The sequence below is a fragment of the Haloplanus ruber genome (assembly GCF_024494725.1).
GTDB lineage: Archaea > Halobacteriota > Halobacteria > Halobacteriales > Haloferacaceae > Haloplanus > Haloplanus ruber.
On sequence record NZ_JANHDK010000001.1, the window covers coordinates 846,182 to 871,138 of the forward strand.

Consider the following 24,957-nt stretch of genomic DNA (forward strand, 5'->3'; position numbering starts at 1 on the left):
GCCGCTCAGGGATCGAGTGTCGTCGCGCTCGACAGCGCCTCGTCGAGTTCCGCGTCGGCCATCTTCTCGACGAGCGCGTCGATTACCTCGCTTCGCATGCCCTTCACGAACTTGATCGACCCGACGACGAGGTGACCGCCGCCGGAGACGCCGCCGCCGACGACCTCCTCGTCGAGTTCGGCCACCATCTCGGGGATGTCGAGGCGGACACCGTCCGAGCGAAGCACGGCGAAGTCGGGACCGTAGCCGATAGTGATGACGGGATCGCCCGTCTCCTCGACCTTCCGGTCGTGAAGGTTGCCGGTGGTCTTGCCTGGCGCGGGGTAGGTGAACCGGTAGGCGAAGTCGTCGAGGTCGACCCGGTACAGGTGGGCGTCGTTGTCCAGTCGTTCGTGCTCGACGTGCGGGTCGAGCGCGGCGAGTTGGCGGTCGATGTCGCGCTCGGCCCGGTCGGCGAGAAAGTCGACGAGTTCCGCGTGCCGGCGCTCGTCGTCACAATCGACGTTCAGAACGTCGCTGACGAGTGTCTCGCCCTCGCTGTATCGGAGCCAGTGGGCGGCGTAATCGAGCGCCTCGCCGATACGGACGAGATCCGTGCGGTCGTAGCCCGCCTCGCCGGCTAGGTCGACGAAGGCGTCCATCGCTTCGGCCTTCGACCGGTCAGAGAGTCCCGCAACCGCGGGGACGTGCCGGAGTTCGTCGGTCATCTCCGGGTCGATCATCCGCGCGAGTTCGACACACATCATCCCCGTGGTGATGCGGTAATCCTCGCCGTGGAGGTAGGGGTTGACGTGGGCGTCGAGAAGGTCCTCGACGGCCTCGGGATCGGGGTGGTGGTGGTCGACGACGGCGATGGGGACATCGTAGTGGGCGAGGTTCTCGTAGGCGGGGACGTCCTCCTCGGTGCTGCCGTTGTCGAGCATGAGCAAGAGCGGAAGCTTCTGCCCGTGGCGCTCGCGGCCTTCGAGCGCGAAGTTGAGGTCGCGGGTGACGTCTTCCATCTCGTAGAACGGCGCCTTGCTCGGGAGGCGCTTGATGAGGTGTCGGGAGGCGTCCTCGTCGTCGTGGACGGCGGCGATGAAGCGTTCGAGCGCCACCTGGACCGGGAGCGAGGCACACATGCCGTCGCCGTCGGCGTGGTGGCGAACCCTGATCGGCCGTCCTTCGAGGACGGTCCGTCGGAGCCGTCGGGCGAGGGATTCGAGGCCGGGACGGAGCTTCTCGAACTCGGCCCACTCGACGAGCGGCTCGACGTCGTGGGGGTCCGCGCGCTCGGCCAAGCCGGCGTCGACGGCTTCGTGGACCTGTTCGGCGGCCGACCCGTTCAGTCGGGCGAGCGACTCGACCTCGATCTGTGGGCTCCCCTCGTGTTCCTCGACCGTGCCCGAGATACGGACGGCGTCGTCGAGTTCCACGTCGGGGTGGGCGCGGACGCCCGCCTCCTCGAAGGCCGTGCAGGCGACGATGCCGGTCGCGTCACAGCAACGGAAGACGGTCGGGCCAGCGGTCTGTTTGACCTGGATGATCCGCCCCTCGATGGTGACCGTCTCACCGACCGAAAGCTCCGCGGCTCGCGTGATCGTCGGCTGGTGGTCGACGGCGACGGTGCGGTAGTCGTCGAGGTCGGCCTCCGCGAAGGCGACGTCGCCGTCGTCACGGATCTCGTCGAGTTCGACGAGTAGTCGGTCGCCGACGTCGTAGTCGCCATCGAGGTTCGACTCGTGGACGAGACCCGAAACCTCGTCCGAGACGTCGACGAAGATTCCGTAGGCGACGACGCCGTTGACGACGGCGTGATAGTACTCGCCGACGTCTACGTCCTCGGCCGTGCAGTCGGGTGCGAGATCGTAGACGACGGGGCGGGACTCGCCCCGGGTGTCGGTGCCGGAATCCCCGGCATTCCCAGCTGTCATATCACTGTGTGATCGGTGCCCGAAGTTAAGCCTTGCAGAATACGTCCGTGCTGGGACCGCCGCGCTCGCGTCGTCGTCGGGCATCCGGAACGCTTAGAAGGCGACGCCACCGAGCCGTAGCTATGCGGTGTCTCGGGATGGAATCCGTCGACCGAACCGCCGAACCCTCCATGGCGGACACGCCCGAACGCCCACGGTGGGGAGGCGTCGACTGCGACCCATGACCGCCGTCGTCGCCCAGGGCACCTTCGATATCCTCCATCCCGGTCACGTCCACTATCTCTCCGACGCCGCCGCGATGGGTGATCGACTGCACGTCATCGTCGCGCGCGGAGAGAACGTCACCCACAAGCCGAAGCCGATCCTGTCGGACGGCCAGCGTCGCCGGATGGTCGCGGCGCTCGACGTCGTCGACGAGGCCCATCTCGGTCATCCAGAGGACATCTTCGTCCCGATCGAACGTATCGACCCCGACGTCATCGTCCTCGGTTACGATCAACATCACGACGAGGAACACCTCCAGTCGGCTCTTCGGTCACGAGGTATCGACTGTCGGGTGGACCGGGCGTCGGCACGCGACGCGCCCGCGGAGGAACTATCCTCGACCGGGCACATCGTCGATCGGATCGTCGAGCGTCGGAGTTAGAAAGCGCCGTCGGGACGGCTGTTCGGGACGCGTACCTACGCGAGGACCGGCGCCTGAGCGACCGATTCGTCGTGTGCGCTGACGACTTCGTCGGTCTCCTCGGGTTCGAGGTCCCCGGAGGAATCGCTCTGTTGTTCTTCGACGAACTGCTGGTACTCGTCCTGAGAGACGACCTGAATCTCGAAGTACATCTGGGAGTGGGCGACGCCGCAGAACTCGGCGCAGTAGCCCTGGTAGGTGCCTTCCTCCAGCGGCACGGTCTTGATGACGTTCGATTGACCGGGCATGGCGTCCTGTTTCAGTCCCATCTGCGGGACGTGGAAGGCGTGTAATACGTCACTAGATGTGATATTGAAGTAGACGTCTTGCCCGGCTGGAACCACGATGGTGGGCGACGTACTGGAAAGCGAGACGTCTTCCTGGGGGTAGCTTGCGCGCCAGCCCCACTGGAAGGCCTCCATATGGACGAGGACGTCACCCTGGTCCGAGGCAATCTCTTCTTGGCCACCTTCGAAGGTGACGTTCTCGTTGGCGAGGACGCCGTAGGAGGCGACGCCGACGAACAGTAGGATGATGGCAGTGGCGACGGTCCACGTGATCTCCAGCCGACGGTTCTCCTCGGTCGGGGACGCCTCGTCGGCGTTCTTGAACCGATACACCGTGTAGATGAGAATGCCCTCCACCAGAAGCGTGATCGGGACGCCGATCAGCAGGAGCTTCTGGTTCAGGTTGTTGATGAGTTCTGCGGACACCGAACTCTGGGCCGCGACTGGATCGGCGGCGAGGGAGAGAGCGACCGCCGACAGCAGCGACGCCAGCAGGAGGCGCGACCGTTTCATGCTCTATCGGTCGTTAGAATCACCCCCGTAAATACCTACTGATAGGGCGGATCGGACGGCATCGAAGTACCAACCGGCGGGTGAGAAAAAGCGGGGCGCCTAAATAGGCGGATTACCAAGTTTCGGCAGTGATGGACACGTGGTACGAGACGTGACCGACCGCGTCCCGGGGCTGCTCGCGGCGAGCGCGATGGGCGTGTATCTGCTCGTGCTCGTCGGGACGACAGTCGCCGTCACGGACGCCGCGGCAACCTGTGGCGCATGGCCGGCGTGTGGTGACGGAACAGCGCTCCCGACGACTGCCGCCGGAGCGCTAGTGATCGGCCACCGTCTCGCCGCCGTCGGCGTCGGCTTGCTCGTCCTCCTGGCCGGCGTCGCCGCGTGGCGCGGGAACCGGAGCCGTCGTGTCCGAGCCGCTCTCGGCGTTTCGATGTGTTGTTACCCCGTTCAGGCCGCCCTCGGAGCTGTCGTCGCCACGAACGGGCCAACCGCCGTCCTCTCGGCCGCCCACCTGCTCGTGGGCGTCGTCATCTTCGGGGGGCTGGTCGCCGCCCTCGCCTGGACGCTCGAGGCGGACACCGGCGACCCGTCGGACGACCCCGTAACCGACCCGGAGGATCTCTCTATGCCCGAAGCGCCGGCCGACCCCGAGTCGCCGACACTGCCGGAGGAGCCGGTGGCTCGCGTTCGGGCGGTCGCCGGCGCGTATTTCCGGCTCACGAAGCCACGGCTGATGTGGCTGCTCTGTCTCGTCGCCTCGGCGGGGATGGCACTCGCTGCCGGCCCGACGCTCGAACCGCGGACGGTGGTTCTGACCCTGCTCGGCGGCGTCCTCTCTATCGGCGCCAGCGGGACGTTCAACCACGTCCTCGAGCGGGACGTCGACCGACGCATGAACCGCACCAGCGACCGACCCATCGCGACCGACGTCGTGTCGGTGCGCAACGCACTGATCTTCGCCGGTCTGCTGACCGTCGGCTCGCTCGTCTCGTTTGCCGCAGTCAACCCGCTCGTGGCCGTCCTCGGCCTCCTCGCTATCGTCTTCTACAGCGTGATCTACACGCTGATTCTGAAGCCCAACACCGTCCAGAACACGGTCATCGGCGGCGCGGCCGGCGCGCTCCCGGCGCTGATCGGCTGGGCGGCGGTCACGGGATCGGTCGGGCTGGGCGGCCTCGTGCTCGCGACGGTCATCTTCCTGTGGACGCCCGCGCACTTCTACAACCTCGCGCTGGCGTACAAGGACGACTACGCTCGCGGCGGGTTCCCGATGATGCCCGTCGTCCGAGGGGAGACCGAGACCCGAAAGCACATCCTCTGGTGGCTGGCGGCGACACTGGTCGGCGCGGGCGTGCTGGCAACGTGGGAGCCGCTGGGCTGGATCTATGTCCTCACCACCGTCGTACTGGGGGCGGCGTTCCTCTGGGCGGTCGTACGGCTACACGTCGACCGCACCGAGTCCGCGGCGTTCCGGGCGTTCCACGCCTCGAACGCCTACCTCGGCGCGCTGTTACTCGCAGTCGTCGTCGACACGCTGGCGCTCTGACTCACCAAGGGTAAAGGGTAAGCCGGTGGCCGTTGCCAACGGGTGTATGGAGAACGTAGCGATCATCGGCGCGTCGATGACGCAGTTCGGCCAGCGGGACGGCTGGGTCCTCGACTTGCTTTCGGAGGCCGGAACAGCGTGTCTCGACGACGCTGGTGTCTCACCGGATGTGATCGATCACCTCTATGTCTCGAACATGGCAAGCGGTGAGTTTGAGGGACAGACGGGCATCATGAACGCCGTCGCTCACGACCTGGCGGCGATGCCCGCCTACACCGCCCGTATCGATCAGACGAGTTCGAGCGGCGGGGCCGGAGTCAAACACGCCTGGCAGTCGGTCGCCAGCGGCGCCAGCGACATGACCCTGCTCGTCGGCGCAGAGAAGATGACTCACCGGACCACCCCGGAGGCGACGGACGTTATCGCCTCCATCACCCACCCGATGGAGTACAAACACGGCGTGACGCTGCCGAGTTTCGCCGGCCTCACCGCGCGGCTCTACCTCGATACGTACGATGCCCCACGCGAGAGCCTCGGCAAAGTGGCGGTGAAGAACCACCGCCACGGCGTCCACAACGAACACGCCCAGTTCCAGAAGGAGGTCGACCTGGAGACGGTCCTGGAGTCACCGATGGTCGCTGATCCGCTCCGACTCTACGACTTCTGTCCCATCACCGACGGGAGCGCGGCGCTCATGTTCTGTCCCGAGTCGGTCGCGAAGGAGTACACCGACGACTACGTACTCGTCCCTGGCGTCGGCGGCGCGACGGACACCCACGTCGTCCACGAGCGTGCGGACCCGACGACGATGCGTGGCGTCGTCGAGTCAAGCAACATCGCCTACGACATGGCGGACCTCGGACCCGAGGACGTCGACGTCGCTGAACTCCACGACATGTTCACCATCCTCGAATTTCTCCAGAGCGAGGATCTCGGCTTCTTCGAGAAAGGCGAGGGCTGGAAGGCAGTCGAGGAGGGCCGCACCGAGATGGGCGGCGACCTCCCGATCAACCCCTCGGGCGGCCTGAAGTCGAAGGGCCACCCGCTCGGCGCGAGCGGCGTCGCCCAGGTGTACGAAATCTACGAACAACTGCTCGGCGAGGCCGGCAAGCGGCAGGTCGACGACGCCGACACCGGGTTGGCGTGTAACGTCGGCGGCTTTGGCAACTGCGTCATCACCACCCTCATGGAGGCAGTCTAATGATGGAAGCGTATCAGTATCCCGACGGCAGCATCACCTACCCGGGCCACCCCATCGGTCCCGGCGGCGAGGAACCGGTCGATACGGTCGATCTCAGCGAGTACACCGCCGAGGTCGTCACGTGGACGACGAGTATGGCCGCCCCACCGGGCGTCCGGGAGCCGAACACCCTCGCCATCGTCGAGTTCGACGTGGACGGTGAACCAGTTCGCGCACTCGGCGGCGTGACGACCGACGACATCGACATCGGCGACGAGGTGCGCCCGGTGTACGTCGAGGAACTCCGAGAACCCGGTGCCGGCATCCGCGAACCGGAGAGTCAAGACTGGGACGGCTACCGGTTCGAACCAGTCTAACGTCGGCCGTTTCCCGCCACAGTATGCCCTCCTTCCGGACGAAACGCGGACGGTGTCACCTCGACGACGGTCGCCTGCACCTGGAATCCAGCCTACGCGGCCAGTTTCGACGCTATCGTGAGGGGAACCGACTCCTGTTTTATACCGCCGTTGCTGGCGTCCTCGCGGGTATCGGCTTCGTCGTCGGCAAACTGTTGGCCGGCGACCTGCGAACGCTCCTCCTCGTCGGCGCGATTGCCGTTCTCGTCGTCGGGGTCGCACGCGCGAGCAACTATTTACGGGGATTCACGACGGCCGACGAGGTTCCGCTGGCGGCCATCGAGTACGTCCGACCGGTGCGGGGAACGAAGGGGCTGACCCGGCCGCGGTTCGTCATCGTGTACGCCACCGACGGCAACACGCGGCGACGGTACGTGATGATGCCGTCGCTGTGGCTGTCGTACGGCGAGGCGGAGTTTCAGCGCGCGACCGAGATGTTCCGCGATGCGGGTCTCACGATCCGCGAGGACTGAACTTACTCGTCGGGCGCGTCGTCGATGAGGACGATGGCTTCGCCGTCGATGACGGTTTCACCGTCCTCGTCCTCGACGACGGTGGTGAGCCGATAACGGCCGTCGCCGAGATCCTCGACGACCTCACAGATGGCGGTTACCGTCTCGTCTACGTCGACCGGACCGAGGAACTGCAGATCCTGCGAGAGGTAGATCGTCAGTCCGGGGAGTCGGGCCAGCGCGGCGCTGATGAGTCCGGAGACGAGCGTCCCGTGGACGATGCGCCGGCCGAAGCGGGTCTGCTCGGCGAAGTCGTCGTCGAGGTGGAGGCGGTTCGTGTCGCCGCTCGCGTCGGCGAACTCGCCAATCTCGCGCTCGGTCAACTGTTTCGAAAAGCGGATGCGGTCGCCGACGCTGACGATGCCGTCGCCGTCGTCGGCGTGTTCGAACGTCCAGTCGGACTTCGAGTACGTCACGCCGGGTGTCACCGGCGGCTGACGGTCGGACTCGTCCGCCTCGCCGTTGGCCGTGAGCATCGCCCGGTTGGCCGCCATCATGCTGCTGTAGAAGTGCTCGACGCTGTTCGAGAAGTGTTTGCCTGATTCTACCCACGCGTCCGTGAGACTACCTATCGGGGTCTGTGATCGTTCCTGCATCGTGTATCTCTCTGTTGTTGGTGCTGGCCGGTTAAAGACTGGTCGCTTTTCTCGCCGGGTACACCCGGTCGAAACCATGCGACGTCTTTGAGTGGTATAGAGTGGTAACGAAAGTAAAGCTTATGCCTGTGGCCGGCGTGGAGTGTAACAAGGATGACGCGAGACGAGGACGATGGGTCGCCGTCGTGGCCCCCGATGCCGTTCGCCCAGGGGTTTCAGGACGCCAGCGAAGAGGCAGTCGAACAACAGATGCAGCTGTTCAAACAGTTCATGTCGGGCGGTGCCGGGAGCGGGTTCGACGGGTTCTCGCAACTGAGCGCGATGAGCATGGGCACGGCGATGTTCAAGACCCGCGTACAAAGCGGGGGTCGCATCAGCATTCCCGATGCCGAGCGCGAGACGCTCGACATCGAGGACGGCGACATCGTCCAGACGATCGTCATCCCCGTCAAACGAAACTCCGAGTGAAATCCAATGAGTACTACCAACCCCCTCAGTTCAGCGTTCCAGCTGCAACGTACGATGATCGAACAGACCCGCCGCGCCGCCGAGACCGGCGTCGACGCACAGCGCTCCGCGATGGAGACCTGGTTCGGCTCCTTCGAGTCGGCCAAGTCGGCCCAGAAAAGCGGCGTGACGCTTTCGAAGACGGCCGTCGAGGCCTACCTCGACGGGCTGAAGTCCGTCTACCCCGAGGATTCCGTTGCGGAACTCGAAGCGGCCGTCGACGAGCAGTTCGAGGCCGTCGACGAGATCCACGAGGACGCCTGGCAGTCCTTCGTTCAGGGCCTCGACGAGGCCGAAGCGACCTACGACGAGATGACCGAGATGCAACTCGAACTGCTCGCTGACGGCTTCGACGCCGTCGAGCAGGTCCAGGCCGAGGCCGAGGAGACGACCGAAGAAGCCGTCGCCTCCGCCGAGGAACTGACAGAGTCCGCGTAACCGCAGCCTATTCCACCCCGAACCCCCTATTTCAATACGATGACCAACGATGCCAGCGGGACGTTCGACGGACAGATGGACGCATTCCTCGAACGCATGACCGAGACGTATATGAACGCCCTCGACCGGAACCTCGACGCCCAGTCGGCGTTTCTCGAATCCTGGATGGATTCGATGGAGGACAACCTCTCCGAGGAGCGGATTCAGGAGGGCTACGAGGGCTCGATGCGCGCCTACGAGGCGTGGATGGACGCCGCGGAAACCTCCTTCGAGCGCATGGGCGCGGCCTTCGACGGCGAGGACGTCGAGGCGGAGGAGTTCCGCGACATCTGGCTCTCCTCGGCCAACGAGGCGTTCAAGGAGATGATGACGACGACGGCCTTCGCCGCGGCGACGGGCCAGACCGTCGAAGAGGCGATGAACATGCGACAGAATATCGACGAGGCGTCCGAGGAGACGCTTCACGCCCTCAACTTTGCGACGGTCGGCGACGTGCGTGAGGTTGGTGAACGGCTCGTCGAACTGGAGCGCCGACAACACTCCATCGAACAGAAGCTGGATCGGTTGCTCGACGAACAATGAACCCCTTCACATTCCCGTTGGACGCGCAGCGCGACCTCTGGGAGCGCGCGGCCGAGGACGCGTCGTCGGTCGGTGCCATCCCCGACGGACTGGAGACGATGGCGGAAGTAGAGGTCGGCGAGACGCCGAGTGAGGTGGTCTACCGCGAGAACAAGCTCGAACTCCACCGCTACGAGCCGCTGGTGCCTGAGGAGGAGCGCCACGACGTGCCCATCCTGTTCGTCTACGCGCTCATCAACCGCCCGTACATTCTCGACCTCCAGTCGGATCGGAGCGTGATCCGGCGGATGCTCGAAGCCGGCTTCGACGTCTACATGATCGACTGGGGCGAACCCTCCGAACTCGACACCGCCCTGTCGCTGAACGACTACGTGAACCGCTACATCGACAACTGCGTCGACGAGGTGCGAGAGCGCTCCGACCAGGACGCGATCAACGTCCTCGGCTACTGCATGGGCGGGACGATGAGCGTGATGTACGCGTCGCTTCACCCCGAGAAAGTCCGCAATCTCGGCCTGATGGCCGCCGGTCTCTGTTTCGACGGCACCGGTGGCATCCTCGAGATGTGGGGCGACGAGGAGTTTTTCAGCCCGGGCGCTATCGTCGACACCTTCGGCAATGTGCCCGCCGAGTTCCTCGACGTCGGCTTCGCGCTGATGGACCCTGTCCACAACTACGTCACGAAGTACGGCAACCTCTACGACAACATCGACGACGAGGACTTCGTGAAGAACTTCGCCCGGATGGAGCGGTGGCTCAACGACCCCATCGACGTCGCTGGAGCCGCCTACCGGGAGTTCCTCGAGGACATCTACCAAGACAACAAGCTCTACCGTAACGAACTCGAACTGAACGGGGAGCAGGTCGACCTCGGGAACATCACCATGCCCGTGTTGCAGGTGATCGGCGAGTACGATCACCTCATCCCGCCGGAGGCGAGCAAGCCCTTCAACGAGACGGTCGCCAGCGACGACACCGAGATCATGGAGTTCTCGACCGGTCACATCGGGCTCTCCGTGTCGAGTTCCACCCACGAACACCTCTGGCCGGACGTAGCCGAGTGGTTCGCCGAGCGCTCGGTCACGACGGAGGAGTCCGCTCCCGAAGTCGCCGACGAACCGCCCACGGCCGACACCCCCGACGCCGCCGTCGCCGAGGACGTGGAGACGACGGAGGCAGACGTCGCGGGCACCGACCTGCAGGAACTCGGCGGTATCGGCCCGGCGTACGCGGAACGCCTGACGGCCGCGGGCGTCACCTCCGTGGAGACGCTCGCCGACGCCGAACCCGCCACGCTCTCCGCCGACACCGACATCGACGAAGGCCGCATCCGACGGTGGATCGACGCGGCGAGCGAACACACGTCGTAGGCCGTCTCCCGCCTGCCGACGACCTATCTTCTCTCGATGTTTCTCGCCCCACGTCGGATTGTACCGATTGTTTGTATGCGATTGATGTATTAACACATATTATCAGTTTTGACGATATGATGAATATGTTGGAAGCACTTATTACTTAGAAAGAGAACATTTCGGGTAGATCATGAGCACGACGCAGAATACCGCTCGAACGGCCGTTCCAACCCTCGACAGCTTCGACGTTCCCGACGACCTCACCGCGACCGACTCCAAGTTGGTGTACCTCTTTGTCACCGTCTCCGACGGCGTCACCGTCGACGACCTCCAGTCGACGCTCGACATGCGGAAGATCAGCCTCTTTCCGGTCCTCGACACCCTCACGGATCGGGGCCTGATCGACCGCGTCGATGACGAGTACGTCAGTTCGGCGTCGTAGGCCTACTCCTCAGCGTCGTCGGCCCCGTCGTCCTCCAGTGATTCCTTTATCGAGGCCAGTTCCGCGTCGACGTCGACATCCACGTCAGCCGACTCGTCTGTGACGTCCCCGTCGTCTTCCTCACGGACGTCGATAGCGACGCCCCGTTCGTCGGCCGCCGACTCGGACCGATCCCGCTGCTCTGGCTCTGGCCCCCGCTCCCTGTCGCGCTCTGCCCCCCGCTCCTCGTCGATGGACGCCAGTCGCTCGTCGATGTCGGCCGTCAGCGACCGGGCGTCCGCGACGACCGACGCTGCCGCCGACTCCTCGGGGAGGTCCGCGCCGGTGAGCGCCGCACGGAGATCAGCGAGTGTCTCCCGGAGCGTCGCCGTGTCGGGTGCCTCCGACGCCCCCAGACGGTCCCGAATCCGATCCTCGGTCGGTCCCGGCCCGGCGAGTCGAAGCACCGCTCGAAGTAGTTCGAGCGACTGAACCGTGGCTTCGAGCACAGCGACGAGTGTGGGGATGGTGTACTGCTCGGTGAACCGAATGATCTCGCCGGGCGTCGGCGGCCGGCGGGGTGGCAACACGCTCTCACGACGCCCACGGCGTTCCCCCGCTCCCCCGCCGCGCACGTCGTCCTCGACGGCCGACCGGAGATCAGTAAGTGTCTCTTCCAACTCCGCGAGCAGCACCGCGAGCTCCTCCGTCTCGTCCGGGGTCTCGTCGTCGCGACTCATACCGTCACTTGCGCCCGAAGGCGCATATAGTTAGTCGCGCCGGCGGACGACAGCCGCGGCCGCCAAGAGAGCGGCGACGGCGACAGCGAGGCCGAACCCGTCACCGGCCGACTCGGTAGCTGTCGGCGTCGCAGTCGTGGTCGGTGTCGCGGTGGCGGTAGGTTCGGGTGTCGCCGTCGGAGTCGGCGTGGAGGTGACGGTCGGCGTCGGCGTCGCGGTGGCTGTCGGTGTCGGCGTCGGGGTGGGGGTAGCGGTCGGCGTCGGCGTCGCGGTGGCTGTCGGGGTCGGCGTAGAGCTGGCCGTCGCGGTGGCCGTGGAGCCGCCGGCGACGGTCACCTCGACAGTTCGGGACCCGTCCTCGATATCGCTCCCCTCGACGGTGATGCGGTACGTCCCCGACACCGCCTCGCTCGTGTCGATGGTGATCGTCTCGCCACTGGTGGTGATCGAACGGCTACCCGCGAGGTCGACGTCGTCCGGGCTCTGCACTGTGACGTCGAGTCGGTCGGCTTCAGCGAAGTTGTACTCGGCCATGATTCGCACCTCTTCGAAGTCGCTGGCGGGGACCGTTTTCCCGGCGATGTCGACGCCGCGCTCGTTGCGCACCTCGAAGTCGGTGACGCGGGGGCGTACGACTCGGAGGTCGGCCTGATCGTCGCTGTCGGCGTCCGCGTCGTACGATCCGGAGTCGATGCCGTCGAAGTTCGCGTCCCCGGCGAAAACAGAGAAGGCGCCGTCTCCGCTGGTGGCGACGAACGTCTTTTCGCCGGTGCCGAGCGTTCCGCCGCCAGTGAGTTGGATCGACGAGATGTCGAGCGACTCGCTAACGTAGACGGTCACGGGGGCCGACGTATCGGACGGTGCGTCGCGTGGCTCCTCGACGCCGGCAACGAGGCCGACGCTCCCGACGAGAAGGAGGGCGACGAGCGAACAGGCGATGATCGTCCGACTCCTGGAGGGCAACTCTGATCGCATACGGTCGCAGTACGGGGCCGGGACTAATGGATCTTGTCGAGTCGATTCGACTCCTCGCCTCGGCCCGGTCCGGATCGGCCACCGCCTTGCCGGGAATGGAAACGCTCTTTTGAGAGTCACACGGAGTGTATGCGTATGACCGACGGGGACGACGAGACCGACCTACCGGCCGAGACCCTCGACTCCCGCCTCGATGCGGCCGCCGAGGACCTCGACGCCGCCGAGACCGAGACCGACCTCGACGCGGTCGAGGAAGCGCTGGACGGGATCGCCGAGGATCTCGACGCTGCCGACCTCCCGGAACCGGAAGAAGAGGACGAGGCCGGTCCCCGCGAGGAACTCGAAACGCACCTCGACGACCTCCAAGACGACCTCGCGGAGGCCCGCGGCCCCTACGCGAGCGACGTCGTCGACGAGACCGAGAACGCGACGGCGACGCTCACTGACACCGAGTGGACCGCAGACGGCGAGGACGAGGCCGCCACAGCCGTCGCCGACTTCGTCGACGAGGTAGCCGAGATTCTCTCGGTCGACCTCGACGGCGACGACGCCGACGCCCTCGATGCGGTGACCGACGCCGTCGGCGGCGCCGGCCTCGACGCCGACGACGACGCGGAGACCATCGCGGCGCTGTTGGAGGCGACCGACGACCTCGCCGCCGGCCTCGACGACGCGGAGGAGTGGGACGACCTCGAAACCCACGAACAGCTCCGCGCACAGGGATTCTACGACGTCCTCGGACACTACAAGGATTTCCCGCCCGAGTGGGCGGCGCTCAAGGGGTGGGAACAGCAGGGCAACGTCGAGATGGTGTTGCTCGCGCTCGATAGCTTCCAGTCGGAGTTCATGGAGCGTCACTGCCTCGAAGCGATCACGCGAATGAACGACGACGGGGCCTTCGACGCGATGAACCAGCGGGCGGGCAAGCGCGACAAACCTGGCATCAAGGCCCTGGGCAAGATGGCTGCCGAGGACGCCGTCGAGACACTGCTCGAGTACGTCGACGCCGACTCCGATCCCGGTCTCCAGAAGGTGACGTTCAAGGCGCTCGGCGAGATCGGCAGCGAGGAAGCCACCGGACCCATCGCGAACAAACTCGCCGCGGACAACGATCAGATCCGACCCTACGCCGCCCGTGCGCTCGGCCTCATCGGCGATACGCGGGCCATCGACCCCCTCGGCGACGTCCTTGCCGATGACGGGGACGACGAGGTCCGCGCCGCGGCCGCGTGGGCCCTGCGACAGATCGGCACCGAACGCGCCCTCGACGCCGCCGCCGAGTACGTCGACGACCGCGCCTATCTCGTCCAGCATGAAGCCGAACAGGCCGCCGACGCGCTGGCGGTCGAACAGCCAGCCTGATCCCAACGCTCACCCCGCTCCCCGTCTTTTCGTCCCTATGCCCACCGAACAGAACGCCCTCGGGACCGACCTCGAACCCTGTAGCACCGACCCCGAGACCGGCTACCTCCGGGACGGCTGTTGTCACCATCTCGACGAGGACCGCGGGCGCCACGAAATCTGTGCCGTGATGACCGAGGCATTCCTCGAGTTCTCGAAGGCGCGCGGCAACGACCTGATCACGCCCCGCCCCCAGCTTGACTTTCCCGGCCTCGACCCCGGCGACCGGTGGTGTGTCTGTCTGGGTCGCTGGGTGGAAGCCGCCGACGAAGGCGTCGCCCCGCCGGTCGTCCTCGAAGCGACCAGCGAGGCCGTGCTGGAGACGGTCCCGTTCTCGACGCTGCTAGAACACGAGTACGAGGCGGACTCGGAGTAACCGCCTATCGGTGGATGCAGTCCACCAGATGCCCCCGGTCACCCTCGAACGGCTTCAGCCCCATTTCGGCCGTCTCGCACTCCGCCGTCGCCTCCGGACACCGTGGCACGAACGGACAGCCCCGGTCGTCGACGTCTATTGGGTCGGGCATGTTGCCTTCGAGCACGATCCGGTCACGGTCGACCGCCGGGTCGGGGACGGGGTTCGCCGACAGCAACGCCTGCGTGTAGGGATGCTGCGGGTCCTCGAAGATGTCGTCGACGTCGCCGTACTCAACGATGCGCCCGAGATACATCACGCCAATGGTATCGCTGATCTTCCGGGCGATGCCCAGATTGTGCGTGACGTAGACGAGACCCAGTCCGAACTCCTCTTGCAGGTCCATCAGCCGGTTCAGGATCTGTGCCTGCACCGAGACGTCGAGCCCCGAGACCGGCTCGTCGGCCACCAACAGCGACGGCTCCACCGCGAGCGCACGGGCGATGGCGATGCGCTGTTTCTGCCCGCCGCTGAACGCCGACGGCTCTTGGTACTTCTCGGCGGGCGAGATGCCAACTCGTTCGAGTAGGTCGTCGACGCGGGCGTCGACCTCCTCCGGGGGGACCACGTCGTGGAACCGGATCGCCTCCGCGATAGCCTCCCCGACGGACATCTTGGGGTTGAGCGTGTCCTGCTGGTCCTGGTAGATGAGCTGTGCTTCGCCGCGAAGCGCCCGTTTCGAGTACATCTCGATATCCTGCCCTTTGAACCGGACCTTTCCCGCGGTCGGTTGCTGATGTCTGAGCGCTGAGAGGATCGCGGTGCTTTTGCCACAGCCTGACTCGCCGACGAGGGTGAACGCCTCGCCCGCGTCGACGCTGAAGTCGATTCCGTCGACGGCTTTCAGCGTCCGGGTTTCGCCGAGCAGCCCGCTCAGAAACCCCGAATCGACCGTGAAGTGTTTCTTCAGGCCGTCCACGTCGAGGAGGGTCATCGGTCGCCCTCCCCGGTCGGCTTCCCGCCGTCGGTCTGCGAATCCGCGAGCGTCGCGCTCGGGTTGGCATCGGCATCGGGCGCGCTCGGCGAGGCCGGGCGAGTCGGCTTCCCCTCGTGGAGGACACACTTCGACAGCCACGCCGAGTCCCCGCCGACCTCGTAGTACGGCGGCCGCCCGGTTCGACAGGCCTCCATCGCCTCCGGACACCGCTCCTGAAAGACACAGCCGTCCGGAAGATCCTGTAGGTCGGGCGGTGATCCCTCGATGGTGTCGAACCGCGGCGCGGTGTCGAGGTGGCTGGGAACGGTTCGGAGCAGCGCCTCCGTGTACGGATGTTTCGGGTCGTCGAAGACGGCGTCGACGCGACCGTACTCGACCACGTTGCCGGCGTACATGACGGCCATCGAATCGCAGGTTTCGGCCACGACGCCCATGTCGTGAGTCACCCACACCATCGACAGACCGAGATCCTCCTGGAGTTCGGTCAGCAGGTCGATGATCTGGGCTTGGATGGTCACGTCGAGCGCCGAGGTCGGCTCGTCGGCGAGGAGGAGTTCGGGCTCGCAGGCCAGTGCCATCGCGATGCAGACGCGCTGGGCCATCCCACCGCTGAACTCGTGGGGGTACGACTCGGCTCGTTCCTCCGGCGACGGGATGCCGAGACGGCCGAGGAGTTCGTACACGCGTTCCCACTGTGCCTCCGAACTGAGATCCGTATGGGCGGCCAACACGTCGGTGATCTGGTCGCCGACGGTGTAGGCCGGGTTGAGGTGCGCCGTCGGCTCCTGGAAGACGAAGCTGATCTCGTTGCCCCGCAGTTCGCGGAGCGCCGCGTCCGACATCGTCGTCAGGTCGCGGTCACGGTACTCGATGCGACCGTCGACGATTTCACCGGGGTCCTCGATCAGCCCCATCACCGAGCGCAGGAGCGTCGACTTGCCCGACCCGGACTCGCCGACGATCCCAAGCACTTCGCCCTCCTCGAGGGTAAAGGAGTTGTCGTCGACGGCTTTGACCGGCCCGTCGGCGGTTTTGAAATGCGTGCTGAGGTGTTCGACGTTGAGCAGAGGGGCGCTCATTCGACCACCTCATCGTAGTCCTCGCCGTAGAGGAGCGTTTCGCGCAGGCCCATGCCGAGTAAGTTGAACCCCAGCACGGCGATGGCGATGGCGAGCGTCGGGAAGACAATCGGCCACGGCGTCACGAGGATGTACTCCCGGGCGGCGTTGGCCATCGCACCCCACGAGGGTTTGGGTGGCTGGATGCCGAGTCCGAGGAAGCTCAGTGTCGCCACGTCGATGAGCGCGTACGCCACGTCCGTCGTCCCGAGGACGACGATTGGCGGCACCGAGTTGGGAAGGATGTGTTTCAGCATGACGCGCTTGCTGTCGTATCCCAGCCCTTCGGCGGCTTGGACGTACGTCTCCTCCCGGATCGACAGCGCCGACGACCGCACCGTCCGCGACATCATCGGGATGTAGACGATGCCGATGGCTAACATCGCGTTCCAGATGTTGATGCCGAACGTGGTGACGATGACCATCGCGAGCAAGAGCGGTGGAAGCGACACCAGAACGTCGAGCCCGCGCATCACCGTCTCGTCGACTTTGCCCCTGTAGTAGCCCGCGACGAGGCCGAGACTCACGCCGACGACGGTTTCGAGCGTCACCACCACGACGGCGATGGCGATGGCGTAGCGCGTCCCGAAGATGATCCGGGAGAGGATATCCCGTCCGGTGTTGTCGGTGCCGAAGGGATGGTCCGCACTCGGCGGGGCGAGGGTGTTGTCGAGTTGCTGTGCGCTCGGTTCGTAGGGCGCCAGCACCGGCGCGAACACGGCCACGAAGACGAGACTGAGCACGATGCAAAAGCCCACCAGCGAGAGTGAGTTCGCGCTGACGATTCGCCACACTCTGGTCGCGCCGGCAACGGCGCGCGACTGTCGGGGCCGTTCGGTGACGGTCGCGTCCGCCGACTCTTGACTCATCCCAACCTCCGCTGCGAGTAGGTGCTCCGATGGCTCATGTTAGGGTTGTCCTCCGATGGCGACTCGTGGGTCGATCTTCGTGTAGAGGAAGTCCACGACGATGTTCGAGATCACGAACACCACCGCGGTGATGATCGTCCCCGCGAGAACGACGGGGGCGTCCTGTGCTTGCACGGCGTGGATGATGAGTCGGCCGAGTCCGCCCATGCCGAACACGTACTCGACGACCATGGCATAGACGATGAGAAACCCGATCCACAGCCCCGACACCGTCAGAACCGGCGCGAGTGCGTTGATCGCCGCATGCTTGACCACCACCTTCCGGGTCGGGAGACCCATCGCGACACAGGTCTCCATGTAGTCCTTTTCGAGGACGTCCCGCATCCCGGACCGCATCATCCGGAACATCAGGGCGCCGATCATCCCGCCCAACAGCAGCGACGGGACGAACAGATGCGTCAGGCGGCCGATTACGCCAGAGCCAGCGCCACTAGACGGTATCACGTTTATGTGAAACGAGAAAGCCAGAATGGCCAGCACGCCGCTGACAAACACCGGGACGCTAACGCCGACGATGGCGACGACGGTCAGCAGTCGATCCAGCGAAGAGCCGTGTTTGTACCCGGCGACGATTCCGGTCGGAATCGACATGAGTGTCGCCAACACCATACTCAGGGTCACGATCTGTGCCGTGATGGCCCACCGGTCGGCGATGAGCGTCGCGACCGGGCGCTGCTGGGCGAACGAGTAGCCTAGATCGCCCGTGACGACGTCCCGAAGCCAGAGGAGATACTGGACGTACCACGGTTCGTTGAGATTGTACTGTTCGACGACGGTCCGACGCATCTCCTCGGTAACCACGCCGCCGGACAGCAGGATGTCGGCGGGCGACCCGGGGGCGATCTGGAGCAGGACGAAGACGAGAAACGTCACTGCCCAGACGATGAACACGCCGGCCCCGAGTCGCTTGAGTAGATAGCCGAGCGTTCGACCTGATACCATCGTCACTCGGAGATGTACATGTCACGCAGGAAGGTGGTGAAGTACGTGACGAACGCGGGGACCTGTCCGTTGTAGCCCTCGAATTTCGTGTTGAACGCCTTGGTCGTGTCGGGGTGGAAGACCCAGATACCCGGGGCCTCGTCGACGACCATCTGGTTGGCCTGCTTGGCGTACTGGGCGCGCTGCTCGGTGTCGAGGGTCGTCTTGAACTGCTGCAGAAGCTGGTCGACCTCCTCGTTCTGGTAGCCGAACCAGTTGTTGCTCGGGGGGAGTTGCTCCGAGTCGAACAGCGGCCGGATGATGGCGTCCGGCGACGGGTAATCGGAGGCCCAGAGCGTCATCTGCATGTCCGGTCGCGCGGAGAAGTCCTCCTCGCCCCAGATGGTGTCGACGTACGTGGAATACGACACCTTGTCGACGCTCACGTCGATCCCCACTTCGCTGAGGTACTGCTGGATCGCGACCGCTGGCTTCTGCCGGACCGTGTCCTGTGGCGTCATCAGCGTCGCTTCGAACCGCGGGCTTCCAGTGAACCCGGCGTCGTCGAGTAGTTGTCTGGCCGCCTCCGGATCGTACGGGAAGCCGTCGTACTCCAGGTCGTCGGGCGTGACGTGCCCCATCATGCCTTCCGGCAGCATACTGGTGGCGTGGGAGCCGTACTCGCCGACGGTGCTCTCGGTGATGGCCTGTGTGTCGACGGCGTAACTCGTCGCGCGCCGCACCTCGACGTTGCTGAAGGGGCCCTCCATGCAGTTGAACGCCAGGTGACTCGTCTGGAAGGACGTCGCCGTGTGCAGTTCGACGTCGTCGATCTGGTCGAGCACCGACAGCTGGTCGATTGGGATGTCGTTGGTCCCGCCGAACTCACCGTTCTGCATCCCGGTGATCCGCGAGGTGCCGTTGGGGACGACTTGGAACATCGCCTCGTCGAGGTACGGGAGGTCGCCGTCCCAGTAGTCGTCGTGCCGACTGATGCGCACGTAGTTTCCGCTCTGCCACTCCTCGAGTTGGAACGGCCCGGCACCGATCGGGTCCTGTGCGAGGTCGGTCCCCATCTCCTCGATAGCCGACTTCGGCGCGACGGACCACGCGGTCGTCGCAGGGACGTACTTGAACGAGGCGTCGACCTCGCTCATGTTCACCTGTACGGTGTAGTCGTCGACCTTCTCGAAGTTGTCGACGGCGCCGAACATCCACGCGAGCGGTGACTTCGCTTCGTCCCGGAGCGTGAGGTTCGCGCTCGCGATGACGTCGTCGGCGGTCATCTCGCTCCCGTCGTGGAAGGTCACGCCCTCGCGAAGTTCGTAGACGTACGTCGTGTCGTCGGGGGCTTCCCAGCTCTCGGCGAGCGCCGGCTGAAGCTCCATGTCCGGTTCGCTGTACTCCAACAGGCTGTCCCAGATTTGCGTCGTGAGGTTGTTCGTGACGGTGTCGTAGGACTGCCAATACGAGAGGTTGGTCGGCGACCCACCGAGCGCGAACGTCATGCTCCCGCCGTGTTTGCCGCTGCTCGAACCGCCGCTCGACCCGTCGCTACTGCTGGACTCCGCTCCGCCATCGCCGCTCTCGTCGTCGCCACCCGTACAGCCAGCGAGTGTCGTCGTCCCCGCCGCTACCGACAGCATCTTCAACACCCGACGCCTCCCAGATTCGTGAACGTTTCCTGTATCGGTCATTTACAGCCACAATCAACTACTGTTGGTGTATAAAGATTGTTGTTCGTCCATCATTATCGGAACTTAGTGTATTAATTACTGATCGAGCGAAACGGAGGGACTGCGATGAAAACCGTCACCAAGGAAGAGTCCGGTGTCTTCGAATTCGGGCGCGATATGGACCCTGTCGTTACCGTCGAACAGGGGGAGAGTTTCAACGTCGAGATCTGGGACTCGTTCAAAGGCGAACTCTTCGACCACGGAATGGGCGAGTTCGACGCGTCCGACGTACCGACAATGAACACGCCGCCGCCGGCGTTCGACGCCAATCCGGTCAGCGGCCCGATCCACGTCGAGGGTGTCGAAGCCGGCGACACGATTGCCGTCCACGTCGAACGCATCGAACCCGAGCGTGGGTACACCACCACGCTGGAGGGCTTCGGCAACCTCGCCGGCAAGGAAGGGTGGGAGGGGTGCAAGCACAACGAGGCCCACGAGGTCGACCTCGAACCCGGACCCAGCGGCACGACGGCCGACGGGACGGGCCGCTTGGAACTCGGTGGGCACGAGTGGGAGTGGGACCTCAACCCCCACATCGGGACCATCGCCTCGGCGCCCGGTCGGACCGTTCAGGACCCCCTCACGACGCAGGGACCGTGGGGCGGGAATATGGACGTTCGTGACCTCGGGCAGGGGAGTACGGTCTGTCTCAGCACGTACAACGACGGTGGACTCCTCTTCGTCGGCGACGTCCACGCCTCACAGAGCGACTCGGAGTACACCGGGTTCGCCGTCGAGGCACTGGCTGAAGTCACGCTCAGCGTCGAAGTCGTCGATCACGAGGTCCCCGGCGTCTTCCGTATCGAGGACGACGACTCGATCATCCACGTCGACTCCGCAAAAAACGCCGGCCATCCCTACGCCGCGCTCGACAACTGCTTCGAAGCGATGATCACCGAACTGATCGAAGAACACGGCTTCGGTGCCCGGGAGGCGTACGTCCAGATGAGCGTCAATCCGAACGTCACCGTGCGTACCTACCAGTTCGTCCAGCCCGGCTACTTCACGTTCGGCGTCAAACTGGACAAGGAGTTGCTCGATCAGGCGACGGCGTAGTCCGACCGTTCACTCCACGCGCGGATACGACTGCGCGCCACCCGTCGACTTCCGGCCCACGAGCGTCGCCACCGCCTGTGTCCGCCCCGCCTCGTCGAGCCGTCGCCGCTCCCGGTACTCCAGAATCGTCAGATCGAGACACGCACGGAGCAGGTCGTTCGACCGGTATCGGTAGCGGTCGCTCGACGGGCCGATGTCGATGTCGTCGCTCGACCGCAGGTGGTGTTCGTAGACCAGCACCCCGCCCGGCGCGAGCGCCTCCTTGATCTCGGGGAGATGCTCTAGGGCGGCGAAGAAACTCACCGTGATCACGTCGTAGGCCGCGGGCTCGAAGGCGTAGTCGGCGATGTCGCTCCGAATCCAGTTCACGTCGACCCCCTCGGCGTCGGCGGCGCGGCGCGCCTGGTCGAGCGCCTCGTCGGAGACATCGACGGCGTCGACCTCGTACCCTTGTCGGGCGAGAAATCGGCCGTTCCGGCCCGTCCCCGTCGCCACGTCGAGCGCACGACCCGTCGGGAACGCGTCGATCAGGCGTTCGAGCGCGGGGATCGGATGATCGGGCAGGTCGAACTCCGCGTCCGTGCTGTACTTCTCGTTCCAGCGCTCGCGGTCGTCGGTCACAACCGAACGAAGCCGTCGCAGGGGTAAGTTCCCGTCGCCGCGTCGTCGAGGGATCGACACACCCATAGCCGCCGACAAACGAAGGGGAACGTACACGTGTCAGTCGGTCGCTACCGAAACGCCGGGCTGTTCGTCCTCCTCGGAGGGCTGTTCGGCTGTTCGTTCGTCGCGATTAAGGCCGGACTGGCGGCGGTTCCACCCCTCTTTTTCGCCGCCCTCCGGTTCGACGTCGCCGCACCGATCCTGATCGCTTACGCCGCGTGGCGCTTCGCGGCGTGGTATCCGCAGAGCCGCGCCGACATCGTGGCCATCGCCGTCGGCGCGGCGACCATCGTCGCCGCGAACAACGGCCTGCTCTTTCTCGGCCAGCGGACCATCACACCCGCCGCCGCGTCGGTGATGTACGGCCTCAACCCCATTCTCTCGCCGGCGGTCGCGTTCCTGGTGCTCGGCCAGCGCCTCGACCTCCGGGGGGTCGTCGGCATCCTCCTCGGACTGCTCGGCGTCGTCGTCATCGTCCAGCCGTCACCCGAGACGCTCAGCTCAGGGTCGACACTCGGGCAACTGTACGTCCTCGCCGCCGCCGCGGTCATCGCACTCGGAAGCGTCCTCATGCGCCGCATCGACGCCACGATGGCCAGTATCCCGCTGACCGCCTGGGCGATGGGTCTCGGCGCCGCCCTCCTCCACCTGTGGAGCGTCGCCGCCGGCGAAACGGCAGCCGCGGTCCGGACGACGCCGACGACGACCCTCGCGCTCGCGGTGCTGGTCGTTGCTATTCCGTCGACGGCGGCAGCCTACCCCATCTACTTCACGCTCATCAGACGCATCGGTCCCGTCCGCACGAATCTGGTGGCGTACGTCGTCCCCATCGTCGCCGCGCTCACCGGGTGGCTCCTCCTCGACGAACCGGTGACGCTCGCGACGGCCGTCGGCTTCTGTGTCGTCGTCGCCGGCGTCTGCCTCCTCGAACGCCAGGTCGTCGCCGCCGAACTCGCGCGGGTCGCTCGACTGGTCGAGCGGATCGGGCCGCAGAACGAGGGCTGAGTGCGCGCAGACGCGCTGGCTCTGAGATTACGAATCCCGACGAGTGGATCGAAAAGCCCGAACGAAGCGGGCCGATTCAGATACCGGCCGTATAGGGTAGATTATCCGAGTGCAACTCCGCGATAGAGTATGAAGTCTCCATGCATTCGAGAGTGTACGCTAGCCGGCGGGAGGTGTCCTGCGTGTGGTCGCACCCGTAGCGAGATCATCAACTGGGCAAGCATGACCGAGGAAGAGCGACGAGAGGTTATGGAGCGACTGGACGACGAGTAAACGGGCCGGAGTGAGGGCGCGGTATTACGTCGAACTGGTTCGAGCGCCTTCCCGCCGATAGGAATTCAGTTTCGCTGATCGCGCGCCGACTGGATGCGCCCCGTCGACAAGCGCATCGTGGAGACTATGCGGGATGAGGGGAACCTCACTCCCCAGGCTCTCGATGAAACGTTCGGCGTCACGGCCGCCAACCATGCGAGTAACCGCCTCTCGAAACTCGCAAACACGGCCTCGTCGAGCGGATAGGAACCGGTCTCTACCGCCTCACGGACGACGGGCACGCCTTCCTCAACGAGGCCCTCGACGCGGCCGAACTCTCCCCCAGCGATACCGACTGACATCTGCTACGCCCTCGCGGTGCATCAACTGCTGGGGAAGGTGATCGTCGTCGAAGACGCGGGGGTCGGTAATCATGCCGCTCGAATCTGATGGGGAGTAAATATATAAAAACCGAGCCGATTTCCGGGGGCTACTCCATCTCGAAGCGCACCGTCGCCCCGTCGTTGTCGCCGAATGGCTCGACCACGAACGTCACGTCGGTATCATATTCGACGGCAAAGTAGATGCGGTAGTGTTCACCTTCGTTTGGCTCAATTGTCGTCCGCTCGGGCATAACACGCCGGTCGCGTTCATCAACCTCTTTCTCGCGCATGGCTTCACTATCTGGGGCGTGCTGGACGCCGCTGAAGTCCTCGAATGACCACTGTGTATAGCCAATCGTCGCCGTCTCCCCGCCGGTATTGGTGATCCAAACATCGACGAGGAACCACGTATGGCTCTCGGGCGCGTCGACGCGGGAGAGTTCGTCTTGGGTCTGGTAGAGTTCAACCTGCGTGCGGATGTCGGTCCCCTGTGTCTCCACCTCGGCCCACTGGTTCATCCCCTCGACGACAACCGTCTCCGGATCGGGTTCGGGCGTCGCGGTCGGTGTCGCCGTTGGCGTTGGAGTCGCGGTCGGAGTCGGCGTCGGCGTGGGGCTTGGCGTCGGCGTCGTGTTGACCGACCCGTTGCCATAGGGGAGGTTCCCATCGTTAGTGGATACCGGTGTCGGTGTCGCAGTTGGAGGACTGGTCGCCGTCGCGGTCGGCGTATCCGTCGGGGTTGCGGTCGGATCGGCGGTCGTGCCGCCACACCCCGCGAGGATGAGGCAGGCGGCGAGGGCAATCGCTGTGAGGGCACGCATATCAACACGGTGTCACGGCAAAATAAAAAACGATACCCTATGAGGGCGTCAGTCAGATTTAGAAATCGGTACAGCAGGTAGATAACCACTCCAATGATAGCCACAGGTGTAAAGAAGATGAAAAGTAGAACTAACTCCGGTCCGAAGGGGATGCCAGGAATTATGTCTCGACGATAATTGTCGGACCGTCGTTACTCCCGTATGGTTCGATGATAAAATTCGGATTCGAGGGGTAGTCGGTCGCGAAGACGATTTGCACCGACAGCGTCTCGCCCTCGGAGACGGTCCGGCGCTCTGGCATCGCATCGGAGACGTTGTTCATCGCCCGCCGGTTCGGCGAATGGGTGATCCCGTTGAAGCCTCCATCTCCCACTGGGTCCACCCGATCTGTGCGGCGAGGTCACCGGTGTTGCGGACCAGGACACTCGCGATGACCCCGCCTGTCACTACTGACGTGGCTAATAAAAAAAGCGACCTCAGGCTACCGGCCGTCACCGACCGCGAGTTCCCGCACGCCTTCGAGGTCCTCGCCGTCGCCCTACCAGTGGGGTGCCTCGCCGAGGGTCTGGACGGTGCCGCCGAGGGGGTCGCCGTCGTATGAACGGCCCCCCATCACGCCGACGCACCTCCCAGCGCCGCTGCTTGTGGGGGTTGAGA

29 protein-coding genes and 1 pseudogene are annotated in these 24,957 nt (G+C 65.0%); 17 read left to right on the forward strand and 13 right to left on the reverse strand.

The window, feature by feature from the left end; translation table 11 throughout:
- Positions 1-5 precede the first annotated feature (5 nt).
- A complete protein-coding gene (gene han, locus NO878_RS04450) occupies positions 6-1,913 on the reverse strand; it encodes a Hef-associated nuclease (RefSeq protein ID WP_256404756.1) in 1,908 nt (635 codons plus the stop codon).
- Between the two features lie 220 nt (positions 1,914-2,133).
- Here han and NO878_RS04455 point away from each other — a divergent pair, with 220 nt between their 5' ends.
- Entirely contained in the window at positions 2,134-2,559 is a 426-nt protein-coding gene (locus NO878_RS04455; protein WP_256404757.1) for an FAD synthase family protein, read from the forward strand.
- Positions 2,560-2,594: 35 nt separating this feature from the next.
- On the opposite strand, the gene coxB is transcribed toward NO878_RS04455, so the two are convergent.
- Positions 2,595-3,398: a cytochrome c oxidase subunit II gene (coxB, locus tag NO878_RS04460; protein WP_256404758.1), complete on the reverse strand. Its 804-nt coding sequence runs from the start codon at positions 3,396-3,398 to the stop codon at positions 2,595-2,597.
- Positions 3,399-3,588: 190 nt separating this feature from the next.
- Between coxB and cyoE the strand changes: the two genes are divergently transcribed.
- Genes cyoE through NO878_RS04480 form a run of 4 tightly spaced genes read left to right on the forward strand, consistent with a single transcriptional unit; the run spans position 3,589 to position 7,013 of the window.
- Positions 3,589-4,944 (forward strand): heme o synthase, encoded by a 1,356-nt coding sequence (gene cyoE / locus NO878_RS04465; RefSeq protein ID WP_256405459.1) that lies wholly within the window; start codon positions 3,589-3,591, stop codon positions 4,942-4,944.
- 46 nt (positions 4,945-4,990) lie between these two features.
- Positions 4,991-6,145: a thiolase domain-containing protein gene (locus NO878_RS04470; protein ID WP_256404759.1), complete on the forward strand. Its 1,155-nt coding sequence runs from the start codon at positions 4,991-4,993 to the stop codon at positions 6,143-6,145.
- A gap of 2 nt (positions 6,146-6,147) precedes the next feature.
- Entirely contained in the window at positions 6,148-6,501 is a 354-nt protein-coding gene (locus tag NO878_RS04475; protein ID WP_256404760.1) for an OB-fold domain-containing protein, read from the forward strand.
- A gap of 23 nt (positions 6,502-6,524) precedes the next feature.
- On the forward strand, positions 6,525-7,013 hold the full coding sequence (locus NO878_RS04480) for a hypothetical protein (RefSeq protein WP_256404761.1): 489 nt from the start codon (positions 6,525-6,527) through the stop codon (positions 7,011-7,013).
- Positions 7,014-7,015: 2 nt separating this feature from the next.
- On the opposite strand, the gene NO878_RS04485 is transcribed toward NO878_RS04480, so the two are convergent.
- Positions 7,016-7,648, reverse strand: coding sequence for a MaoC family dehydratase (locus tag NO878_RS04485; RefSeq protein WP_256404762.1), 633 nt, complete (start codon positions 7,646-7,648; stop codon positions 7,016-7,018).
- Positions 7,649-7,801: 153 nt separating this feature from the next.
- Here NO878_RS04485 and NO878_RS04490 point away from each other — a divergent pair, with 153 nt between their 5' ends.
- The 5 genes from NO878_RS04490 (at position 7,802) to NO878_RS04510 (ending at position 10,969) form a co-directional block, all read left to right on the forward strand.
- A complete protein-coding gene (locus tag NO878_RS04490) occupies positions 7,802-8,116 on the forward strand; it encodes an AbrB/MazE/SpoVT family DNA-binding domain-containing protein (protein WP_256404763.1) in 315 nt (104 codons plus the stop codon).
- 54 nt (positions 8,117-8,170) lie between these two features.
- Positions 8,171-8,593: a hypothetical protein gene (locus NO878_RS04495; RefSeq protein WP_256404764.1), complete on the forward strand. Its 423-nt coding sequence runs from the start codon at positions 8,171-8,173 to the stop codon at positions 8,591-8,593.
- A 39-nt stretch (positions 8,594-8,632) separates the two neighbouring features.
- Positions 8,633-9,175 (forward strand): poly(R)-hydroxyalkanoic acid synthase subunit PhaE, encoded by a 543-nt coding sequence (locus NO878_RS04500; RefSeq protein WP_256404765.1) that lies wholly within the window; start codon positions 8,633-8,635, stop codon positions 9,173-9,175.
- Complete coding sequence (gene phaC / locus NO878_RS04505) at positions 9,172-10,545, forward strand: class III poly(R)-hydroxyalkanoic acid synthase subunit PhaC (RefSeq protein ID WP_256404766.1); 1,374 nt, start codon at positions 9,172-9,174, stop codon at positions 10,543-10,545. The genes NO878_RS04500 and phaC overlap by 4 nt, the downstream gene beginning before the upstream one ends.
- A gap of 172 nt (positions 10,546-10,717) precedes the next feature.
- The gene (locus NO878_RS04510) at positions 10,718-10,969 is read left to right on the forward strand and encodes a helix-turn-helix domain-containing protein (RefSeq protein ID WP_256404767.1); all 252 of its coding nucleotides are present in this window, start codon (positions 10,718-10,720) and stop codon (positions 10,967-10,969) included.
- Positions 10,970-10,971: 2 nt separating this feature from the next.
- Here the strand turns inward: NO878_RS04510 and NO878_RS04515 are convergent, their stop codons facing one another.
- Both NO878_RS04515 and NO878_RS04520 read right to left on the reverse strand, forming a co-directional pair.
- Positions 10,972-11,688: a DUF7547 family protein gene (locus NO878_RS04515; RefSeq protein ID WP_256404768.1), complete on the reverse strand. Its 717-nt coding sequence runs from the start codon at positions 11,686-11,688 to the stop codon at positions 10,972-10,974.
- Between the two features lie 30 nt (positions 11,689-11,718).
- Entirely contained in the window at positions 11,719-12,663 is a 945-nt protein-coding gene (locus tag NO878_RS04520; RefSeq protein WP_256404769.1) for a PGF-CTERM sorting domain-containing protein, read from the reverse strand.
- 135 nt (positions 12,664-12,798) lie between these two features.
- Here NO878_RS04520 and NO878_RS04525 point away from each other — a divergent pair, with 135 nt between their 5' ends.
- Positions 12,799-14,025, forward strand: a complete 1,227-nt coding sequence (locus tag NO878_RS04525; protein ID WP_256404770.1) for a HEAT repeat domain-containing protein — start codon at positions 12,799-12,801, stop codon at positions 14,023-14,025.
- A gap of 37 nt (positions 14,026-14,062) precedes the next feature.
- The gene (locus NO878_RS04530) at positions 14,063-14,440 is read left to right on the forward strand and encodes a DUF2237 family protein (RefSeq protein WP_256404771.1); all 378 of its coding nucleotides are present in this window, start codon (positions 14,063-14,065) and stop codon (positions 14,438-14,440) included.
- Positions 14,441-14,444: 4 nt separating this feature from the next.
- Here the strand turns inward: NO878_RS04530 and NO878_RS04535 are convergent, their stop codons facing one another.
- From NO878_RS04535 to NO878_RS04555, 5 genes are read right to left on the reverse strand one after another with little or no spacing between them, the layout of a single operon-like run.
- Entirely contained in the window at positions 14,445-15,413 is a 969-nt protein-coding gene (locus NO878_RS04535) for an ABC transporter ATP-binding protein (protein ID WP_256404772.1), read from the reverse strand.
- On the reverse strand, positions 15,410-16,495 hold the full coding sequence (locus tag NO878_RS04540) for an ABC transporter ATP-binding protein (RefSeq protein ID WP_256404773.1): 1,086 nt from the start codon (positions 16,493-16,495) through the stop codon (positions 15,410-15,412). Before NO878_RS04540 ends, NO878_RS04535 begins: the two co-directional genes overlap by 4 nt.
- Positions 16,492-17,403 (reverse strand): ABC transporter permease, encoded by a 912-nt coding sequence (locus NO878_RS04545; RefSeq protein ID WP_256404774.1) that lies wholly within the window; start codon positions 17,401-17,403, stop codon positions 16,492-16,494. Before NO878_RS04545 ends, NO878_RS04540 begins: the two co-directional genes overlap by 4 nt.
- Positions 17,404-17,442: 39 nt before the next feature.
- Positions 17,443-18,405, reverse strand: coding sequence for an ABC transporter permease (locus NO878_RS04550; RefSeq protein ID WP_256404775.1), 963 nt, complete (start codon positions 18,403-18,405; stop codon positions 17,443-17,445).
- A gap of 2 nt (positions 18,406-18,407) precedes the next feature.
- Positions 18,408-20,081, reverse strand: a complete 1,674-nt coding sequence (locus NO878_RS04555) for an ABC transporter substrate-binding protein (protein ID WP_256404776.1) — start codon at positions 20,079-20,081, stop codon at positions 18,408-18,410.
- A 105-nt stretch (positions 20,082-20,186) separates the two neighbouring features.
- On the opposite strand from NO878_RS04555, the gene NO878_RS04560 reads away from it, so the two are divergent.
- Positions 20,187-21,176: an acetamidase/formamidase family protein gene (locus tag NO878_RS04560; protein WP_256404777.1), complete on the forward strand. Its 990-nt coding sequence runs from the start codon at positions 20,187-20,189 to the stop codon at positions 21,174-21,176.
- Between the two features lie 9 nt (positions 21,177-21,185).
- On the opposite strand, the gene NO878_RS04565 is transcribed toward NO878_RS04560, so the two are convergent.
- A complete protein-coding gene (locus NO878_RS04565) occupies positions 21,186-21,797 on the reverse strand; it encodes a class I SAM-dependent methyltransferase (RefSeq protein WP_256404778.1) in 612 nt (203 codons plus the stop codon).
- 96 nt (positions 21,798-21,893) lie between these two features.
- Here NO878_RS04565 and NO878_RS04570 point away from each other — a divergent pair, with 96 nt between their 5' ends.
- The 3 genes and pseudogenes from NO878_RS04570 (at position 21,894) to NO878_RS17240 (ending at position 23,455) form a co-directional block, all read left to right on the forward strand.
- Complete coding sequence (locus NO878_RS04570) at positions 21,894-22,844, forward strand: DMT family transporter (RefSeq protein WP_256404779.1); 951 nt, start codon at positions 21,894-21,896, stop codon at positions 22,842-22,844.
- Positions 22,845-22,973: 129 nt separating this feature from the next.
- The gene (locus NO878_RS17235; RefSeq protein ID WP_379823940.1) at positions 22,974-23,117 is read left to right on the forward strand and encodes a DUF1289 domain-containing protein; all 144 of its coding nucleotides are present in this window, start codon (positions 22,974-22,976) and stop codon (positions 23,115-23,117) included.
- Positions 23,118-23,210: 93 nt separating this feature from the next.
- Positions 23,211-23,455 (forward strand): annotated as a pseudogene (locus tag NO878_RS17240) (ArsR family transcriptional regulator).
- 131 nt (positions 23,456-23,586) lie between these two features.
- On the opposite strand, the gene NO878_RS04580 reads toward NO878_RS17240, so the two are convergent.
- Both NO878_RS04580 and NO878_RS04585 read right to left on the reverse strand, forming a co-directional pair.
- The gene (locus NO878_RS04580) at positions 23,587-24,300 is read right to left on the reverse strand and encodes a hypothetical protein (protein WP_256404781.1); all 714 of its coding nucleotides are present in this window, start codon (positions 24,298-24,300) and stop codon (positions 23,587-23,589) included.
- Positions 24,301-24,460: 160 nt separating this feature from the next.
- The gene (locus tag NO878_RS04585; RefSeq protein ID WP_256404782.1) at positions 24,461-24,673 is read right to left on the reverse strand and encodes a hypothetical protein; all 213 of its coding nucleotides are present in this window, start codon (positions 24,671-24,673) and stop codon (positions 24,461-24,463) included.
- An 81-nt stretch (positions 24,674-24,754) separates the two neighbouring features.
- On the opposite strand from NO878_RS04585, the gene NO878_RS04590 reads away from it, so the two are divergent.
- Positions 24,755-24,901 (forward strand): hypothetical protein, encoded by a 147-nt coding sequence (locus NO878_RS04590; RefSeq protein ID WP_256404783.1) that lies wholly within the window; start codon positions 24,755-24,757, stop codon positions 24,899-24,901.
- The last annotated feature ends 56 nt before the right edge of the window (positions 24,902-24,957 follow it).

Bases quoted from the DNA above. Each gene is read 5' to 3' on its own strand.
- NO878_RS04510 (WP_256404767.1), top strand. From the start codon at position 10,718: ATGAGCACGACGCAGAATACCGCTCGAACGGCCGTTCCAACCCTCGAC.
- NO878_RS04540 (WP_256404773.1), bottom strand. From the start codon at position 16,495: ATGAGCGCCCCTCTGCTCAACGTCGAACACCTCAGCACGCATTTCAAA.
- phaC (WP_256404766.1), top strand. From the start codon at position 9,172: ATGAACCCCTTCACATTCCCGTTGGACGCGCAGCGCGACCTCTGGGAG.
- NO878_RS04530 (WP_256404771.1), top strand. From the start codon at position 14,063: ATGCCCACCGAACAGAACGCCCTCGGGACCGACCTCGAACCCTGTAGC.
- NO878_RS04475 (WP_256404760.1), top strand. From the start codon at position 6,148: ATGGAAGCGTATCAGTATCCCGACGGCAGCATCACCTACCCGGGCCAC.
- NO878_RS04560 (WP_256404777.1), top strand. From the start codon at position 20,187: ATGAAAACCGTCACCAAGGAAGAGTCCGGTGTCTTCGAATTCGGGCGC.
- NO878_RS04485 (WP_256404762.1), bottom strand. From the start codon at position 7,648: ATGCAGGAACGATCACAGACCCCGATAGGTAGTCTCACGGACGCGTGG.
- NO878_RS04515 (WP_256404768.1), bottom strand. From the start codon at position 11,688: ATGAGTCGCGACGACGAGACCCCGGACGAGACGGAGGAGCTCGCGGTG.
- coxB (WP_256404758.1), bottom strand. From the start codon at position 3,398: ATGAAACGGTCGCGCCTCCTGCTGGCGTCGCTGCTGTCGGCGGTCGCT.
- NO878_RS04480 (WP_256404761.1), top strand. From the start codon at position 6,525: ATGCCCTCCTTCCGGACGAAACGCGGACGGTGTCACCTCGACGACGGT.
- NO878_RS04490 (WP_256404763.1), top strand. From the start codon at position 7,802: ATGACGCGAGACGAGGACGATGGGTCGCCGTCGTGGCCCCCGATGCCG.
- NO878_RS04555 (WP_256404776.1), bottom strand. From the start codon at position 20,081: ATGACCGATACAGGAAACGTTCACGAATCTGGGAGGCGTCGGGTGTTG.
- NO878_RS17235 (WP_379823940.1), top strand. From the start codon at position 22,974: ATGAAGTCTCCATGCATTCGAGAGTGTACGCTAGCCGGCGGGAGGTGT.
- NO878_RS04470 (WP_256404759.1), top strand. From the start codon at position 4,991: ATGGAGAACGTAGCGATCATCGGCGCGTCGATGACGCAGTTCGGCCAG.
- NO878_RS04500 (WP_256404765.1), top strand. From the start codon at position 8,633: ATGACCAACGATGCCAGCGGGACGTTCGACGGACAGATGGACGCATTC.
- NO878_RS04520 (WP_256404769.1), bottom strand. From the start codon at position 12,663: ATGCGATCAGAGTTGCCCTCCAGGAGTCGGACGATCATCGCCTGTTCG.
- NO878_RS04455 (WP_256404757.1), top strand. From the start codon at position 2,134: ATGACCGCCGTCGTCGCCCAGGGCACCTTCGATATCCTCCATCCCGGT.
- NO878_RS04525 (WP_256404770.1), top strand. From the start codon at position 12,799: ATGACCGACGGGGACGACGAGACCGACCTACCGGCCGAGACCCTCGAC.
- cyoE (WP_256405459.1), top strand. From the start codon at position 3,589: ATGGGCGTGTATCTGCTCGTGCTCGTCGGGACGACAGTCGCCGTCACG.
- NO878_RS04535 (WP_256404772.1), bottom strand. From the start codon at position 15,413: ATGACCCTCCTCGACGTGGACGGCCTGAAGAAACACTTCACGGTCGAT.
- NO878_RS04545 (WP_256404774.1), bottom strand. From the start codon at position 17,403: ATGAGTCAAGAGTCGGCGGACGCGACCGTCACCGAACGGCCCCGACAG.
- NO878_RS04550 (WP_256404775.1), bottom strand. From the start codon at position 18,405: ATGGTATCAGGTCGAACGCTCGGCTATCTACTCAAGCGACTCGGGGCC.
- NO878_RS04495 (WP_256404764.1), top strand. From the start codon at position 8,171: ATGATCGAACAGACCCGCCGCGCCGCCGAGACCGGCGTCGACGCACAG.
- NO878_RS04580 (WP_256404781.1), bottom strand. From the start codon at position 24,300: ATGCGTGCCCTCACAGCGATTGCCCTCGCCGCCTGCCTCATCCTCGCG.
- han (WP_256404756.1), bottom strand. From the start codon at position 1,913: ATGACAGCTGGGAATGCCGGGGATTCCGGCACCGACACCCGGGGCGAG.